A 16,931-nucleotide genomic window follows, 5' to 3' on the forward strand; every position below is an offset into this window, starting at 1 on the left:
GCAGTCACATCAAAAATGAATGTGCCATGCATCCACGCTAAGCGTGTACCAATGTTTGCGTACTTTGCTGTGTAGTGGGGTGATAAAGATATACGCGATTTCTACCCGCATGCTTACTTTGATAAAGGGCTTCATCAGCACAGCCATATAACTTATCAAAATTGTATCCGCACTGGGTAGAGTCTGCTACGCCAAAGCTTGCGGTGACATTAAACGCTGCACCAGAGGGTGAACAATCCATAGCTTCTATGGCTTGACGACAATCCTCGGCAACGGCCATGGCCTGTTGTGCATCGCACCCCGCAAGCATAATGGCAAACTCTTCACCGCCCATACGGCCAAACTTATCCGTGGCGCGCAATAGAGGCTTAACGGCTTGTACGGCGTTAGTTAGCACCCAATCGCCCACAATATGGCCATGGTTATCGTTAACCTGCTTAAAGAAATCTAAGTCGAAAATAATAAATGCCACTGGTGTTTTAACCAACTTACGCTGTTTTAATAGCTGCTCTGACTCAGCGCTAAAATGGCTACGGTTTGCAATTTTAGTGAGTTGGTCAGTCTGCGCTTTGTGACGCAAAATAAGGTGCATACGACGATTTTTGTATGCCCACATAAGTGTTGCAAGGGCAAGTAACGCCAGCATACCAGCAGTTAACTGAGCATTAAGCTGCTCTTCTTTACCCGCACGGGCTTCAGCTTTTAATACCGCGTTTTCCTTGTCAAGTAGGGCGATTTGGTTAGTTTTCTCGATAGACTCAATTTTAGCTTGTTGAATGGCAAGCTGCTTGGCCTTGGTCTCGTCAAGAAAGGCCTTTTCGGCTTCTGCGTAGAGTTTATATAGAGTCAACGCCTGAGCAAAATCCCCGGATTCTTCACTTAATTTGGCTAATGTTTCAAGGGCAAGAAGTTTAGGTTCAACATCTGCCATATTTATAGAAACTTCTAGGGCCTTTTCAGAATAAGAAAGGGAACCTACGCGATCATTCAATGAAAAAAGCGCTGCACCTAGAGTTGAATAAAAGTCTGCTTGCAAGTATGGGTACGCGGTCGCCTCGATTATGGACATATTATTACTTAGTAGCTCATAAGCTGAGCCGGGCGAGCCGTTGTTAATTTCGTATTTTGCCTTAAACAACAAATTGAGTCCGTACGGAACATTTTCCTCAGCTTTTGAGCAGATATCTAATGAATCATTGACTGCGCTATCAAACGAAGAGTGTTTTGTTTTATATAGTGCTTCCACCAGAATACTTTTTCCAAAACATTGTGTTCTCATGTCAGCATTAGAGAGTTCGACGCTTCTTATCTCTTCTATCGCTTGCTCAAATTCGCCTGCCTTATTGTAGAAAATTGCTAGACCAACTCTCGCGTGGTCAACCGTTGTTTGAGATGCTCTAGGCAATAACGAGTGCAATTCGGTAGCAGCCAAATACCCTTTCTCGAATTGACGCTGCATCGCGTGGATATTTAATATCGAACGAAGTGACAAAATTTTGAGTTCTATAGAGTTCGAGCCGTTAAAGGCTTTATTGTAAAGCGTTAGGGCTTCGCTCGGTTTGCCTGAATATACAGTCGCATATCCCTTAAGGTAAGTGAAAAGCCAGTATTGCTCATCGGTTAGTTGGCTTTCATTGTTTTGGAGGGTAGACAAAATAGCGTTGAATTTTGAAACGTCGCTACTTTTGTATTTTTCTGCCTGTTGCAGGAGTTCGTCATAGTTAACTGTAACGCCAGCCGATGGTTGGCTGGCGAACAACGCTAAACCAAATGCAATAGTGAGAATTAGCGATTTCATTTTATATTAGTGAAGTGAGATATTTGAATCAGTCTCTTGTTCCTCTTCTTTCTCTCCTTCCTCTGGCTTATCGTCTTCTGCAGGGAAGAGTAAACACCACATCTGTTCATTTTCGTTGTTCAGCTCGTCCAAGATTGCGCTAGAAAGCTTCTTGTCTTTTTGAAGTTCTGCACTTGCCCCTAGTTTTTCTAAAAGTTGTACTGCGCTCATTGTTTTTCCTTTTTTGATTAAGAACGAAAAAGTTCTCTGACACTATATCAACATTTATTAATCATTTGTGTGATTAATTAGGTATTAGATTCAATAAGAAGTAATAAATCAATTGTTAGTCTGCATTCGCTTTTTTGTTCGCCGATTGCTACGTAGCTAGATGACGATTGCTTTTACTTTACTATCCCAACGAGCACGTTCAATTGTACACAGAGAATGAGAGTTTCTATCATCGTCATGAATAGAGAACCCAAGACTTTTAACGAATCTGGCTACAGGAATGTTTGAGGTGTCAAAATGAGCAAAAATACCGGTGAGTGCGAACTTTTCAAACCCAACATCCACTAATGCCCCCATACCTTCAAAAGCATATTGTTTACCATTGGCTTTAGGCAGTAGCATTATCCCAATTTCAGCTTCGCCATTTTTATCTTTAGCCCATTTGAGCATTTGTATACCGACGGCTTTCTCGTTTTCTCGTTCGCTAATTAGCCAAATTCTTAGGTTTGGTGGAGAATGTTGATTTGCTTTGACAGCATTTATCATTGCTTTTTCAGCTTTCTCCCTCGTGTAGACAGGCCCAATTTTCCGCATCACTTTTGGGTCTTGGTAAAGCGAGGCGGCAAACGCTACATCTTGCTCTTCTAGCAGTCGATGGCTTAAACGCTCGGTGTAAAAGGCGGTCATTGACCGTTCTGCTCGTCTAATTCTGCCAAGCGAGCCAGCACTTTGTGGTTTCGCTGCATTTTTGTGGCAGGTGGAATGGCCATAGTGGTGTGTTGATTAACCACAACCTTATCGAAGTCGCTTAACGCAATCCAATCCATACGAGTTTCGTCAATGGGTAAAGTTTTGGCTTCGTACAGCGCAACTTTATGGTCGCTTGGGTATATTTCTAAAAGCAGCTCTTTAAGTACAGTTCTGTATACGTTTGTAGTTTCAAAGCGGGCGGCGCTTCTGTCGCCAGCAATGCCTACTTGCCATAAAATGAGGTAGGCCGCAGGGTCGATATTTCGTTCGTAAAACATAAATTGCGACGCTTCAAAGTGTTGGCAACCAGTTTTACCTGGGTCTATGCCCAAATCGGCATAAAGGCAGTCTTCTGCCGATACGCCGGCTTCCATATGGGCGTCAAACCCTTCGCTACGCGCAACCTCTATTACCTTATGCGGTGCCCATGCAAACACGCCGGGGTGGCCGTAAAAAGCGCCAACCACTTTTTTACCAGCGCGTACTTCAACCATCATGGCTTCTACCATTTCTTTATACGTATCGCGACGGTCTTTGCCTTCGGCATACAAGGTTTGCAGGCTACGCACGTCGCTGTTCATCTCTTTTACCCATAGTTCGGTAAAGTGGTTAGACATGCTGCAAAACACCACATCGGCTTGTTCAATATAACTGCGACTAAGCGGGCAAATATGTGACCCCAAGGTCATGCCCACGCCAACGCATACAATGCTGCCTTGCTGTGACGTTGATTTTGCTTGCGATGCGCTCATGTTATTCCTTGGTATTGTTTAATTCGGTGTGGGCGTGAAAAAGCCGACAGCTTTCTAAATGCAGGGCGTCGCTTAATGTGGCCTTTGTGGCAAATTGAACCACGCCTTTGTCGCCATTTTCCCTATCAAAAATGGTGTAGTAGTTATTAAGTAGGGGCAACCCCAGAATACTTTGATTTGGCCAATTAGGCGTGCTTAGTATTTTAAATGACGCAAGCTCGGGCTTTGGTGCGTGTATTTGCCAGTAGTATTCAGGGGAAATGCAAAGGCAAATGTCTGAGTCTTCACCTTCAAGGTACAAATAAATGTTCGGCCAGTCGTTCAGGTTTACCTTTTCCGCATCAATGCCTTTTTCAGTACCATCAAAGGTCATGAAGGGGGTGAGTATCTCGGTAAACTGAGCGTTATGGCTGGCAAAATCGTCCATTAGCTGTTTGTACAGCGAGGGGGGAAACATCACCATCGACGCGCCACTATCTACAATGCCATTAGTACAATAGCCTTTCACTTCATTTTCTTTTAACGCAGGCGCGCTGCGTTTGGGTTGGCCGTCTATTTGCACCGCTTTTACGTTTACATTGTAGTATTTGTCGTGAAGCACTTTCGCCGTGTGAATAGGCGGCTTATACAAATCGGCGTGAATGTGCGGTTTGCCAAGTACCAATAAGCCATGGTTGGCTTTGCTGGCCTGTAACTTTCGAACAGGGCAGTGGCTGTTGGTTTGGAAAATACTAGAACGGTGTGTGAGTAGCGCAAACTGATTAGCGACAACACCTTGCGCTTCTAGTTGGGTAAAATAAGGCACCAGTGCTTTTCTGGGGTACTGGTGCAACCATTTACGATAATCTCGCACACTGTCATCGGTTTGACTCATGGTATACGGGTACGTCACTTCTGGGCTGACATCACGGGTTTGCAAAAATGACGTTAAGTCATACGCTGTATTCAGCCCGTCATAGGCAAGACCTAAAATACCGTCTGCCTGCGCAAAGCTCTGGCTTTCTTCTTTTGCCGTTACGGCAACGTGCACATCGTCTAAGTGAATACTTAGCCCTAACCCGTGAAAAGACACGCGGGTATTAACCACTGGCCCATACCATCCGCCCATGCCGTAGCAGACATCTTGTTCATAAGATGTTGGCGTTAAAGCGGTGTCTTTCTCAGGCTGATAGCTACCGTTGTGTACCACTAGCGTGCTACTGCCGGTATCTAGCACTAAATTAACGGGGTGCTGATGCTTTCCTAACTTTACATGGGCGCAATAGCCGCCTTTAGCGTAAACATTGGTTAGCGGGATTCGAAGTGAGCGAGTCAAACTAGACTTCCTAACTAGTTCATTAACATAGAAAACCGTATCAAGTAGAAGAGCTTGAAGCAAGATTTTTATGGTCTGAGTACTGATGCGTACGCTTGCAATTTTGGGCGGGCAGGCGGGTTTTACCAAAATTTTACGCGTTTCGAAAACATCAGCTTGGTATGCTGTAGAGGTTGAATCAAATTTTAGTGAAGCAATGAATCAAATAAAGCTGGCGGCATACACAATTTTAATTATGACTGTCGCAATTTGCATTTGTGTCGCGTTAAGTAAGTGGTTTTTGCCGCTGGGTGGCATATTACTTATATTGCAATTGGGCTGTGCAATAGCAGCATTAACCACGTCTCGCGCGGGCGGTGTAGCAGCTGGCGTAATTGGGGCGCTAAGCTTTAACTATTTGTTTACCGCACCGTTATTTACGTTTCAGATAGACAAAGTAGAAGACACCATTAATTTTGTCGTGTTCATGCTTGTTGCGTTACTTACTAGCGAGTTGGCCGTGTATGTCAGAAAGCAGCAGCGTGCGCTTGAAGTTGCCAATACACAAACCACTATACTACGCTCGGTATCACATGATCTTCGCACTCCTTTGTCTGCCATAATTGGCTCTGTCGAAACCCTTCTTACTTATCAAAATAAACTTAATGACAGCGAGAGACAGGCGCTACAGCAGGGCGTTCACAGCGAAGCAAAGAGACTTTACGTTTACATAGAGAACCTGCTTCAAGCGACCAAAATTGAGCACAACGCGCTTACCATCAATCTGTCAAAAACATCATTGGTTACTTTTTTACAAAAGCTGGAAGCCAGAGTGAATAGTTCTCGCTTGGTGATAAAAAATTTGTCTTCACATCAAAATGTTACTTTGTCTGAATCTCTTTTTGAACAAGCACTGTATAACGTAATTGATAACGCACTTAAGTTTAGCGAGCGCACAGTGACGCTGAGAGTAAGCAATATTGGCGACAACATTCAATTTCAAGTATTTGACGAAGGCGTTGGATTTAGTGACGCAAAACTGGACGCGCCGTTTGCACTTTTTAAATCTACGCGTCAGCGAGACAGCGGCAAAGGTGGCATTGGGTTAGGGCTAAGCGTTTGCAAGGGTATTGTTGATGCGCACAACGGCACCATCACGGTTAGCAACGAGAAAGTGGGTTGCTGCGTCACCTTAGTTATCCCTAATCAATCAGTGGCTGTATGACAAATAGTATTTTAGTAATTGAAGACGAGGCAAACATTCGCCAAATGCTAAGTATTGCCTTGAGGGCCGAAGGGTACGACTGCCTTGAAGCGCCTACCGTGGCAAAGGGCATTAGCATTTTCACTAAACAGGCCCCCGATTTGGTCATTCTTGATTTGGGCTTGCCTGATGGTGAAGGGGCTGACGTGTTATCCCGCATACGTCAAACCAGTAGAGTTCCCGTGCTGGTGCTTTCCGCGAGAGATCAAGAAGTAGACAAAGTTCAGCTACTTTCACAAGGTGCCAATGATTATGTAAGCAAGCCATTTGGAATAAAAGAGCTGGTGGTAAGGGCTAAAGTGTTACTGAGAGACTTTAACCCAGTTATTGCACCTGCTTCACCACAACGCGTATTTGGCGCGGTCACACTGTCTGTTGATGATCGAATGCTAACGATAGAGGGCAATAACATTGCCCTAGCACCAAAAGAAGTGCAGCTTCTTGACGAGTTGACCAAGCAGCCTGGCGAATATATTAGCCAGCAAGAGCTTATACGTAGAATTTGGGGGCATCATCATAGCGAAGACAGCCATTATATCAGGGTACTGGTGCGTCAGTTACGTAAGAAACTTGACGATTACGGCTGCAGTTCATCATTTATTGAAAATATGCCCAAGAAAGGGTACCGGTTTTCTCATTTGTAATAGAGGTTGGTAAATGTCGCATTTCACTGTATTGGGCTTAGGCAAGTTTGGTTTAACTGCAAGCTTAGAACTTATTCATATGGGGCACACAGTAACTGGCATTGATAAAAATGAGCGCTTAGTTGAGCACTGTGCAGGTGATTTAACCCAGGCGCTAATTTGTGATGCTAGCGACGAACGAGCGCTCTCGGAGCTTAATTTATGCGAGAGCGAAGCGGTATTGGTCGCCATTGGCGAAGATATGCAGGCCAGCTTGCTGTGTACATTAGCGCTTAAACACCTTGGGGTGAAAAATATTTGGGTAAAAGCAAATAGCAGCGCTCATCACACCATATTGTCGAAGTTGGGTGTGTCAAAAATCATCCACCCAGAAGAAGAAATGGGCGCACGGGTTGCCCAAGCCCTAAATTACCCAATGGTGAATGACTATATTGGTATTGGGCACGGGCATTATATTGTCGACCTTATTTTAGATAGTGACTTCGCCCGCCAGCCAATAAGCAGCGTTTTGTCTGGTTTTGAGAAAGACATCAGCTGCCTTCTAGTAAAACGTGGACAGACACTTAATCAATCACCTGCTGGCGAATTTGAAATACAGGCGCACGACACCGTCATCCTTTGCGGGCCACGTGATTCACTGGTAAAAATTGCGCCTAGGTTTGTGAAATGAACAAATGGAGTCCGGCTTACAAGCCGTTAGAACGCAAACCTCAAGGGGCTGCAAAAGTACATGCTGCACCGCCGCTTATTTTAAGCCTGAGTTTTCTAGCCGTAATTATTGTAGGCACGTTACTGCTTAAACTTCCTGTGATGACGGTTGAACCTATTACGTGGGTTGAAAGTTTATTCACGGCAACGTCTGCGGTTACTGTGACGGGCCTGGTTATGGTCGATACGGGAACGGCGTTTACCATGGCGGGGCAAACCGTTATCGCCATACTAATTCAATTGGGTGGCCTTGGCCTTATGACATTTGCTGTAGTCACGCTTATTGCACTGGGCAATAAAATGAGCTTTCTACAACAGTCGGCCGTGAAAGAGGCATTTAACCAAACCGATATGTCTACATTGGTGTCTACCGCCAAAGCTGTATTGGCCTTTGCATTTGTGGTTGAGATGATGGGATTTATTATCTTAAACGCATTTTGGTGGCCCCAAATGCCCGCATCAGATGCCATGTTTAACGCGTTTTTTTACACGATATCGGCGTTTAATAATGCAGGCTTTGCCTTAAGCAGTGACAGTTTGTCTGCCTATGTCGGCAGCCCCGTAATCAATATCACAATTACGGCGTTGTTTATTGTTGGCGGACTTGGCTTTTCTGTGTGGTTAGAATTACTTAAAAAAAGAAAGTGGCAGCTTATTTCTGTTTATGCCAAAACCATGATCTTGGGCACATTGGCGCTTAATGTGCTGGCGTTTATCTCAATATTGATGATCGAAATAGATAACCCGGCCACCTTGGGTAAATTAGACACAGTATCGGCAGTATGGGCATCATGGTTTCAGGCCGTTACACCTCGTACCGCGGGGTTTAACACCATTGATATAGCGTCGCTTGAAGATGCCACGACGGCTATTATGTTACTGCTTATGTTTATTGGTGGCGGTTCAATGAGTACCGCAAGCGGCATTAAGTTGATGACGTTTGTAGTGCTGCTACTAGCTGCATATAACTATATTAGCCGTGGTGCCGCACCTACACTTTACGGTAAGGCAATAAGTACTGAAACAGTAAGCAAGGCGCTGGCGTTAACGCTTATTTCGATTGGCATCACCTGGATAGCCATTTTCTTACTTCTGATTACTGAAGATGCCCCTTTTTTGGACATTGTGTTTGAAGCGGTTTCTGCACTAGGCACGGTAGGGCTATCGAGAGGATTAACGGGAGGTCTGTCAGATAGCGGAGAATTTATCATTATTCTCTTAATGTACATTGGTCGACTTGGCCCGTTAACACTCGCTTACTTTATCGCCAGCCCTCGTATGAGCAGAATTAAACACCCAGACGCAAAACTGGCAATAGGGTAATACAATAGGCTAATCGTCGTTTAATAAAGGTTCGACAACAGACTCTAGCCCGTTAAGTTTAATTTCGTACATCAATGCAAGTTGTTCCCCCAGTTTGTTTTGGGGGAAGCCTTGTTTGTGAAACCACACAAGATACGGTTCAGGCAAATGAAATAATCGCCTTCCAGCGTATTTGCCAAATGGCATCACTTGGTTAATGGCATCTTTTATTAGTGTCGGATCCATCTATCTTATTGCTCATTGTCAGCGTACTTTTCACGTTGCTGTGCGTGCCACAAAGTCGCGTACTCAGCATTGGCGGCTAAAAGCGCAGAATGCGTGCCTGCTTCTACGATATTACCGTTTTTAAGCACCAAAATTTTGTCAGCATCAACAATAGTTGATAAGCGGTGGGCAATGACCAAGCTAGTGTGCCCTTTAGCGGCATCGCGAAGGGCAGAAAGAATGGCCCGCTCTGACGTACTGTCTAACGAACTTGTGGCCTCATCAAAAATCATGATAGGCGCACCTTTAAGTAGCGCTCTTGCAATGGCAACGCGCTGCTTTTCGCCACCAGACAGTTTCAAGCCTCGCTCGCCCACTGTGGTTTCAAGCTTATCGGGAAGTTTGGCAATAAAGTCTTCTAGGTGCGCCAGCTTAATGACATTTTCAACGTCTTCAATTGAAGCATCTGGATTACCGTAGCGAATATTTTCAAGCAGTGTGGTGTTAAACAGCACGGTGTCTTGCGGGACAATCCCTATGTGGCTGCGCAAGCTCTGTTGAGTAATACTGCGAATGTCTGTCCCATCAATGTTAATGCTACCGCTGCTTGGCTCATAGAAGCGAAACAGTAGTTTCATAAGCGTTGATTTTCCTGCGCCGCTTTCACCCACCACAGCTACCTTAGCACCTGCGGGTACTTCAAAACTGATGCCCTTTAAAATTTCGCGCTTTTCGTTATACGCAAACGCCACGTTATCAAAAGTGATGACGGGGTTGGTTGTGACCAGTGTAGACGCATTATCGGCATCTTTAATGGCTGGCGCCTGAGAGAGTAAGTCGAATAGCTTATCGATGTTAGCAAGGCTGCCGCGAATTTCGCGATACACAAAGCCCAAAAAGTTAAGCGGCATAAAAATTTGCATGGTAAAGGCGTTTATCAGTACAAAATCACCAATGGTCATTTCGCCGTTAATAACCCCAAACGCGGCATTAGCCATCATTGAAGTCATTGCAATAGCAATAATGCTGGCCTGCCCACCGTTTAATGCAAAAAGGGACAGTCGGTTTTTACGGCGCGCTTTTTCCCATGCTGCAAGGTCGGTATCGTAGCGATTGGCCTCGAACGCCTCGTTGTTAAAGTATTTTACCGTTTCGAAGTTGAGTAAGCTGTCTACGGCTCGCGAGTTGGTGGTAGAGTCGGCCTCATTCATTTGAGTAACAAAGCGTGTGCGCCAGTCTGTGGCTTTCATAGAAAAGCCAATATAGGCCACCACGCTGCATATGATGATCATGGCGAAAGATACGCCAAACTGTACCAAGAGCAGGCCCACAACAAGCGCAATTTCTAGCAGGGTAGGCACTATGTTAAACACCATAAAGCGCATTAAAAAGCTAATGCCGTTGGTGCCGCGCTCAATATCTCGCGACAAGCCGCCCGTTCTGCGGTTTAAATGAAACCCTAAGTCGAGGTTATGCAAATGTTTGAACACTTTTAGCCCAAGTCTTCGCATGGCTCGCTCTGTTACTCGGCCAAATAGCGTGTCACGCACTTCGCCAAGCAAAACGTTTATAAGCCGCAAAGCGCCATAAGCAATGATAAGGCTAATAGGCACCGCTAGGGCTAATGTGGTTAAGTCGCCGTTTAAACTGTCGACCGTGTACTTAAGCACGTAGGGCAGACCAATACTGGCGAGTTTAGCGGCTATCAAACACAAAAGTGCCAGCGCTACACGGCGCTTGAATTCAAGTAAATAAGGCCAAAGTTGCGAAAGAACGTGCCATTTAACAGGTTCATCGACATTGGTGGGAAATCGGTTTCTTCTCATTTTATAGTGTGAAATGTAGTAAAGATAAAAGAACGGGCGGTATAACCGTGTAGTAGAGTACACGACTTTTCGCTATTGCGCTGTTTGAAATACGTTTTGAAAGATCTAAGAGATTAATTTGGTCTTAATTATATTCATGAAGGTATTTAAATCTGTTTTCTCGCGTCGTACACTACGAGTGGTTTAGTTTAGTAACTACTAAATGTGTAGCGTTAGAAAAGCGCAAAGTAAAAAAGATATGCAATGCCAACAGGCAACGCAACGAGGAGTGAGTTTGTTAGAAGATAGTTTCGGTAGACAGTTTCATTATTTACGTTTGTCAGTGACCGAAGCGTGCAACTTCCGTTGTCAGTATTGTTTGCCCGATGGATACGACGGCCCTTCTAGCGACCAGTTCATGTCGCTTGCTGAAATAGATACCTTGCTAAAAGCCTTTGCGCAATTGGGAACGTCTAAAGTACGGCTAACGGGCGGGGAGCCAACACTTCGCCGCGACTTTCTGGATATTCTTCGTTTAACCGCTAATACGCCTGGGATAAACCGTGTGGCTATGACTACGCATGGTGGTCGCATGGAAAAATTTGCTGCCCAGTGGAAAGAGGCAGGCCTTCATCAGGTTAATGTGAGCATTGATAGTTTAGACCCTCGTCAGTTTGCAGCCATTACCGGGCAAGATAAGCTTAAAACCGTGTTGCGCGGCCTAGACGCAGCTATCGACTGCGGCTTGGATGTAAAAGTGAACTCGGTGCTGCTTAACGATTTTTCAGATAGCCGCTTGAACCGTTTTCTTGCATGGCTAAAAGATATGCCCGTGACCTTGCGTTTTATCGAACTTATGGAAACTGGCGACCTTCATCAATTTTTCAATAAACAACATCAAAGTGGCACTCCATTAAAAGATACGCTGGTCGAGATGGGATGGCAGCCCTTGCTACGTCGTAAAGACGCAGGCCCTGCTCAAGAATTTTATCACCCAGATTACGCGGGCAAAATTGGCCTAATAATGCCGTATAGCAAAGATTTTTGTAAAACCTGCAACCGACTTCGCGTGTCTGCGCCGGGCAAATTGCATTTATGCTTGTTTAGTGAAAACGGCATTGATATGCGCGAGCTTTTGGCAGGTGGTGATGTAAATGAAGTAGTGCAGTTTCTTCAAAATGTGCTTGGCCAAAAGCACGAAACGCACTATTTGCACGAAGGCAAAACCGGCGCGACTAAACACTTAGCCATGTTAGGTGGTTAAGGTAAGTGAGTAAAAAACATTAGGCGAAATTGGTCGTATTTTGTTTGGTTTGTTGCAAAAATGAGCTATATTCATCGATTGAAACATAATTAAAAATAATAATGAAAAAGGAAGTATATGCATATCATGGACAGTGCGCGTCTTTCCTACCACTACATCACAGAAGCTGATGCCGACTTCTTATGGGAACTCGATCAAGACGAACTAGTAATGAAGTTTATCAATGGCGGGAAAAAATCTTCTAAGGAAGATATTCGCGACATTTTTGTACCTCGCTTTCTTGCATACTCCAACCCAGCATTAGGGTGGGGGCTATGGCGTGTTGAAACGCTGGCTGAAAAAGAGAGTATTGGATGGATACTAGTTCGCCCCTTTGGCTTTTTTACTCAAAATCCCGAAAGCGATAACATGGAACTAGGTTGGCGTTTTAAACGCAGCACGTGGGGTAAAGGCTATGCAACCGAAGCTGCTATGGCAGTAAAGGATGCTTTATTCGATATCGGCGTTGAGAAATTCTCAGCTATTGCTAATCCAGACAATGCTGCATCTATCAATATCATGAAAAAGCTTGGTATGACCTTCAGCCACGAACTTGAATACAAAGATAAACTATTTCATGAAACTGTTGTGGTTTACACCAATTAGCTGACTGCCTAACGGTTGAGAATATGCATCACTGATTCGTAGCGTGAACGTTGCTCCTCAGACAATGAGGCCGTTTCTAATGTTTCTCTACATTTCTTGATAGCGTCTACCGTGTTAGGGGGCAGTGGGGTGTTACTTCTTCGGGCTCTAATTATTGCTTGTAGATAGTTAAGTGCAATAGAAGGGTTTTTGGGCATTACTCTAAATGCTTGAGAAAACGTGGTATACGACTGTTCCAGGTGGCCTTTTTTGTATTGGGCCACTGCAGTATTGTTGAGTGTTTTGGGGCTCAACGTAATGGCTTTTCTTTCTGCTCGTTCTTGTTTCAAGTAGGTGGCAAGTAGGTTTACTTCCCCTTTTTTTGACGGCTCTCTTTCGGCAATGGCATCTAATATTTCAAGTGATTTAGCACGCATACCTATTTCATGAAGTGCCTTGGCTCTATCGAGCAGCGCTTCGGTAGAATGATATTGATCACCGTCTACATTAAAATCTGACAATAATTGTTGCGCTTTTACAACGTCGTCTTTCAAATAATGAAGGCGTGCATCGATGACTGCAAGTTCATCATTGACTACCGCCTTAGGGTGCGCGCGCTTTAATTGGCGAAGGTATTCACCGGTCTGCTTTACAATATTATTCACGTGCTCTGGATCTGATGTCATCGCAAAATCCACACCTGCACGAGCGGCAGTTAGGTAAATCTCAGGACTGTCGTGGATAGAGCCCTTGGCGTAACGCACCATTTTTTTTGCGCTATTAAACTGGCTTTCATAGTCGTGTGTAATACGCGCCAGATCTATTGCTTGCTGATGCCGTGGAATGTTTCTAGGCGAAATGTCGCAGGCAAGAGAGGTACTTTCTAATGCATCGTCAAAAGCAGATTGCTTGATTTGGAGCTTCGCAAGTAAGTCATAGGCATTTAACGCGGCGTCGGGACGAAGCGCCAGTTGTATAATTTCCCTTTCTGCGTCGTCAAACTCGTTTAAGGCCATTAATGAGGTGGCAATGCCGAGTTTCGCCCAGCTAAAATCTTGAATATTGATGATGGATTCGTAAAACGAAATGGCTTCGTGATAGCGCTGCGTTTGCACCAGCATCTCGCCTTTAATTTTTAGGGCAAGTGGGAAGTGCTCTGAATGTTCAGGCTGAAGCAAAAAATTTTCAACTTCAGCTAATGCCTTTTCGTAATCTTTTTTGTCCATTTGCAGGTAGACATTTCGAAGCGCATGCTTGCGCGACAAAACGCGAGATAGGCGCTTATCAAGTTCGTTAACTGAAAAGGGCTTTGCAATAAACTCATCAGGCTGTAGTTCAATGATGGCATGAACAACTTCAGAAGAAGTATCGGCACTTGTAAAAATAAAGGCACTGGTTAAGGGAAGGGTTTGTTCTGCATTAAGTTGCTCAAGTAGAAAATAGCCACCTTGTTCAGAACGAAGGCTATATGAACAAATGATACCGTCATAATCGCGCTCTTGCATTGCAACGAGTGCGTGTGAGGGCCTATCGACATAGTCCATGTTTTTGAAACCCAACTGCTCGAGGGCATAGTGCATATGGCTTTTGGCCAGCACTTGATCCTCTGCAATCAGCAACTTAGTGTTTTTAGCTAAGTTAAGTTTCATCCACATAAAACCGATAATAGGTACAATACCCAACCATATCACGAAAGTGAGATAAGGTAAGTATAGTTGTTATAACAAATAGTTGCGTTAATTCGCGTATAACATGCTTATCGGATATTTAGCGATAAAACTTTAGTGCAATGTTGAAGATATCAGGGAAAAAGAAGTGGTGGACGCTACTGGGCTTGAACCAGTGACCCTCGCCTTGTAAGGGCGATGCTCTCCCAACTGAGCTAAGCGTCCAATTGATTTTTTGAGGAATTACACATAGAAGATGGTGGACGCTACTGGGCTTGAACCAGTGACCCTCGCCTTGTAAGGGCGATGCTCTCCCAACTGAGCTAAGCGTCCGATATGTAATTCGAGAAACTAAATCTTTCAGAAAGATGGTGGACGCTACTGGGCTTGAACCAGTGACCCTCGCCTTGTAAGGGCGATGCTCTCCCAACTGAGCTAAGCGTCCATTTAGTTTCAAAACAAAGAAGGTGGTGGACGCTACTGGGCTTGAACCAGTGACCCTCGCCTTGTAAGGGCGATGCTCTCCCAACTGAGCTAAGCGTCCATCTCTTTGTTTGCTTGCCTAAGCAAGTGGGGCGGTATTATAGAGTCGGTTCCGTTAGTGTCAACTATAAAATTAAAGAAAAGTGATCGTATGGCGGAAATTTAAACATTCTGTTCGTATCTTGATTAAATTGATGAAAAGCGCCGCATTTTTCACCCAATTTACGCGCAAAAGACAAATCTAACTTAAATCGGACACACACTTATTTAGCTACCCCAGAAACTTCACGTATATAAATTGGACACACACTTTTTTATTTGATGTATATAAAAAGAGGACAGACACTTTTTTCTCTTATTACTTCTAAAAAGTGACTGTCCAATACTGCTTGTCTAGAACTTATCTAGAACTTAAATCGGACACCCACTCTTTTATTAGATGTATATAAAAAGCGGACAGACACTTTTTTCTCTAATTACTTCTAAAAAAGTGACTGTCCAATACTGCTTGCAATATTGCCTGTCCTATATAGAAGAAGCTGAGCACCGAGAAAGTGTCTGTCCTTTTTTATCTTCAACTCGCTTAAGAAGATATAAATAGCCTTGAAAGTGCTTACCGTCTTTTGTCATCACGCTGACACTGGTAGAATGCGCGCAACTTTAGAAATTTTTTAACACATAGAGAGTGACCATGTCGGTTGTTACACGATTTGCACCTAGCCCAACAGGCTACCTTCACGTTGGTGGCGCACGTACAGCGCTTTATTCTTGGCTCTTAGCAAAAAATAATGGTGGCGAGTTTGTACTTCGTATTGAAGATACAGATATCGAGCGTTCAACAGAAGAAGCAAAGCAGGCCATCTTAGACGGAATGTTGTGGCTTGGATTAACGTGGGATACAGGTCCTATTTACCAGACTGATCGCTTCGATCGTTATAAAGAGCTAATTCAACAATTGCTTGATGAAGGTAAGGCATATAAATGCTTTATGAGCTCAGAAGAACTTGATGCCATTCGCGAAGCGCAAAAAGAGCGTGGCGAAAAACCTCGTTACCCTGGTACTTGGCGAGACAGAACTGACCACCCTGAAGGCCAACCTTTTGTTATCCGGTTTAAGAACCCACTTGAAGGCAAAGTAGTAATTACCGACCATGTTCGAGGCAAAATTGAAATTAGTAATACAGAACTTGATGATTTAATTATTCAGCGTTCTGATGGCACACCAACGTATAACTTTTGCGTAGTTGTTGACGATTGGGATATGGGGATTACTCACGTAGTTCGTGGTGAAGACCATATAAACAATACGCCACGCCAAATTAATATTCTTGAAGCGCTTGGTGCACCAGTACCAGAGTACGCACACGTTTCTATGATTTTAGGTGACGACGGTAAGAAGTTGTCAAAGCGTCACGGTGCAGTGAGCGTAATGCAATATCGCGACGATGGTTTCTTACCACAAGCGGTGCTCAACTATTTAGTTAGACTTGGTTGGTCTCATGGTGACCAAGAAATTTTCTCATTAGACGAAATGATAGAGAAATTTAGTCTTGATGCGATAGGGCAGTCTGCTTCTGCATTCAATACAGAAAAATTGATTTGGTTGAACCAGCATTATATTAAATCACTACCAGCGAGCGAAGTAGCGTCTCACGCTAAATGGCATTTTGACGCTTTAGGCGTGGACTTAACAGCAGGACCTGCGCTTGAGTCAATAATTGCAATTCAAGCTGACCGTGTTAAGACGTTGAAAGAGCTTGCAGAGATATCGACGTATTTTTATCAAGATTACGACGATTTTGACGCCAACGCTGCGAAAAAGCATCTTCGACCAGTAGCGAAAGGCCCCCTTGAGCACGTGAAAGCTAAATTAATGGCAATTGAAGAGTGGAACCCTGAAAATATTCAAGCCGCTATTAATGGTACGGCGGAAGAATTGGAAGTTGGTATGGGTAAAGTAGGCATGCCGTTGCGTGTAGCTGTTACCGGTGGTGGTAACTCGCCATCGTTAGATATCACCTTGAATCTGCTTTCAAAAGAGAAAATTGGCGAGAGAATCGACAAAGCGCTCACTTTTATAGCAAACAGAGAAAATTCATAAAAAAACCGTTGACATGACAGGGGGGGATGCCTAGAATGCG

At 44.2% G+C, this 16,931-nt stretch carries 15 protein-coding genes and 4 tRNA genes; 7 read left to right on the forward strand and 12 right to left on the reverse strand.

What is annotated here, in order from left to right:
• Positions 1-37 precede the first annotated feature (37 nt).
• The 5 genes from OZ660_RS06830 to OZ660_RS06850 all read right to left on the reverse strand — a co-directional run bounded on the left by OZ660_RS06830 (position 38) and on the right by OZ660_RS06850 (position 4,825).
• Positions 38-1,798, reverse strand: coding sequence for a GGDEF domain-containing protein (locus tag OZ660_RS06830; RefSeq protein WP_274742977.1), 1,761 nt, complete (start codon positions 1,796-1,798; stop codon positions 38-40).
• Positions 1,799-1,804: 6 nt separating this feature from the next.
• The gene (locus OZ660_RS06835; RefSeq protein WP_274742978.1) at positions 1,805-2,008 is read right to left on the reverse strand and encodes a hypothetical protein; all 204 of its coding nucleotides are present in this window, start codon (positions 2,006-2,008) and stop codon (positions 1,805-1,807) included.
• A gap of 156 nt (positions 2,009-2,164) precedes the next feature.
• Positions 2,165-2,695: a GNAT family N-acetyltransferase gene (locus tag OZ660_RS06840; protein WP_274742979.1), complete on the reverse strand. Its 531-nt coding sequence runs from the start codon at positions 2,693-2,695 to the stop codon at positions 2,165-2,167.
• Complete coding sequence (locus OZ660_RS06845) at positions 2,692-3,510, reverse strand: SAM-dependent methyltransferase (protein WP_274742980.1); 819 nt, start codon at positions 3,508-3,510, stop codon at positions 2,692-2,694. Before OZ660_RS06845 ends, OZ660_RS06840 begins: the two co-directional genes overlap by 4 nt.
• A 1-nt stretch (position 3,511) precedes the next feature.
• Positions 3,512-4,825 carry a pepsin-like aspartic protease gene (locus tag OZ660_RS06850; protein WP_274742981.1) on the reverse strand — a complete coding sequence of 438 codons (1,314 nt, stop codon included), beginning with the start codon at positions 4,823-4,825 and terminating at the stop codon, positions 3,512-3,514.
• A gap of 85 nt (positions 4,826-4,910) precedes the next feature.
• On the opposite strand from OZ660_RS06850, the gene OZ660_RS06855 reads away from it, so the two are divergent.
• The 4 genes from OZ660_RS06855 to OZ660_RS06870 are packed head-to-tail and all read left to right on the forward strand — an operon-like array spanning position 4,911 to position 8,743.
• Positions 4,911-6,029, forward strand: a complete 1,119-nt coding sequence (locus OZ660_RS06855; protein WP_274742982.1) for a sensor histidine kinase — start codon at positions 4,911-4,913, stop codon at positions 6,027-6,029.
• Complete coding sequence (locus tag OZ660_RS06860; RefSeq protein WP_274742983.1) at positions 6,026-6,712, forward strand: response regulator transcription factor; 687 nt, start codon at positions 6,026-6,028, stop codon at positions 6,710-6,712. The genes OZ660_RS06855 and OZ660_RS06860 overlap by 4 nt, the downstream gene beginning before the upstream one ends.
• A 13-nt stretch (positions 6,713-6,725) precedes the next feature.
• On the forward strand, positions 6,726-7,382 hold the full coding sequence (locus tag OZ660_RS06865) for a potassium channel family protein (protein ID WP_274742984.1): 657 nt from the start codon (positions 6,726-6,728) through the stop codon (positions 7,380-7,382).
• Positions 7,379-8,743 (forward strand): TrkH family potassium uptake protein, encoded by a 1,365-nt coding sequence (locus OZ660_RS06870; RefSeq protein ID WP_274742985.1) that lies wholly within the window; start codon positions 7,379-7,381, stop codon positions 8,741-8,743. The genes OZ660_RS06865 and OZ660_RS06870 overlap by 4 nt, the downstream gene beginning before the upstream one ends.
• A gap of 9 nt (positions 8,744-8,752) precedes the next feature.
• On the opposite strand, the gene OZ660_RS06875 is transcribed toward OZ660_RS06870, so the two are convergent.
• Both OZ660_RS06875 and OZ660_RS06880 read right to left on the reverse strand, forming a co-directional pair.
• Positions 8,753-8,968 (reverse strand): DUF3820 family protein, encoded by a 216-nt coding sequence (locus OZ660_RS06875; protein ID WP_159622940.1) that lies wholly within the window; start codon positions 8,966-8,968, stop codon positions 8,753-8,755.
• A gap of 5 nt (positions 8,969-8,973) precedes the next feature.
• Positions 8,974-10,773 (reverse strand): ABCB family ABC transporter ATP-binding protein/permease, encoded by a 1,800-nt coding sequence (locus tag OZ660_RS06880; RefSeq protein WP_274742986.1) that lies wholly within the window; start codon positions 10,771-10,773, stop codon positions 8,974-8,976.
• A 274-nt stretch (positions 10,774-11,047) separates the two neighbouring features.
• Here OZ660_RS06880 and moaA point away from each other — a divergent pair, with 274 nt between their 5' ends.
• Both moaA and OZ660_RS06890 read left to right on the forward strand, forming a co-directional pair.
• Positions 11,048-12,016, forward strand: coding sequence for a GTP 3',8-cyclase MoaA (moaA, locus tag OZ660_RS06885; protein WP_274743437.1), 969 nt, complete (start codon positions 11,048-11,050; stop codon positions 12,014-12,016).
• 117 nt (positions 12,017-12,133) lie between these two features.
• On the forward strand, positions 12,134-12,661 hold the full coding sequence (locus OZ660_RS06890) for a GNAT family N-acetyltransferase (RefSeq protein WP_159622936.1): 528 nt from the start codon (positions 12,134-12,136) through the stop codon (positions 12,659-12,661).
• Positions 12,662-12,669: 8 nt separating this feature from the next.
• Here OZ660_RS06890 and OZ660_RS06895 read toward each other — a convergent pair whose 3' ends face one another.
• The 5 genes from OZ660_RS06895 to OZ660_RS06915 all read right to left on the reverse strand — a co-directional run bounded on the left by OZ660_RS06895 (position 12,670) and on the right by OZ660_RS06915 (position 14,851).
• Positions 12,670-14,289, reverse strand: coding sequence for a response regulator (locus tag OZ660_RS06895; RefSeq protein WP_274742987.1), 1,620 nt, complete (start codon positions 14,287-14,289; stop codon positions 12,670-12,672).
• A 167-nt stretch (positions 14,290-14,456) separates the two neighbouring features.
• Positions 14,457-14,532, reverse strand: a tRNA-Val gene (locus OZ660_RS06900).
• Positions 14,533-14,564: 32 nt separating this feature from the next.
• Positions 14,565-14,640: transfer RNA gene (locus OZ660_RS06905), tRNA-Val, on the reverse strand.
• Positions 14,641-14,676: 36 nt separating this feature from the next.
• A tRNA-Val gene (locus OZ660_RS06910) sits at positions 14,677-14,752 on the reverse strand.
• Between the two features lie 23 nt (positions 14,753-14,775).
• Positions 14,776-14,851, reverse strand: a tRNA-Val gene (locus OZ660_RS06915).
• A gap of 630 nt (positions 14,852-15,481) precedes the next feature.
• On the opposite strand from OZ660_RS06915, the gene gltX reads away from it, so the two are divergent.
• Positions 15,482-16,891, forward strand: a complete 1,410-nt coding sequence (gene gltX, locus OZ660_RS06920) for a glutamate--tRNA ligase (RefSeq protein WP_159622932.1) — start codon at positions 15,482-15,484, stop codon at positions 16,889-16,891.
• Positions 16,892-16,931 lie beyond the last annotated feature (40 nt).

This window comes from Alteromonas sp. 009811495 (assembly GCF_028865455.1).
In the GTDB taxonomy this organism is placed as follows: domain Bacteria; phylum Pseudomonadota; class Gammaproteobacteria; order Enterobacterales; family Alteromonadaceae; genus Alteromonas.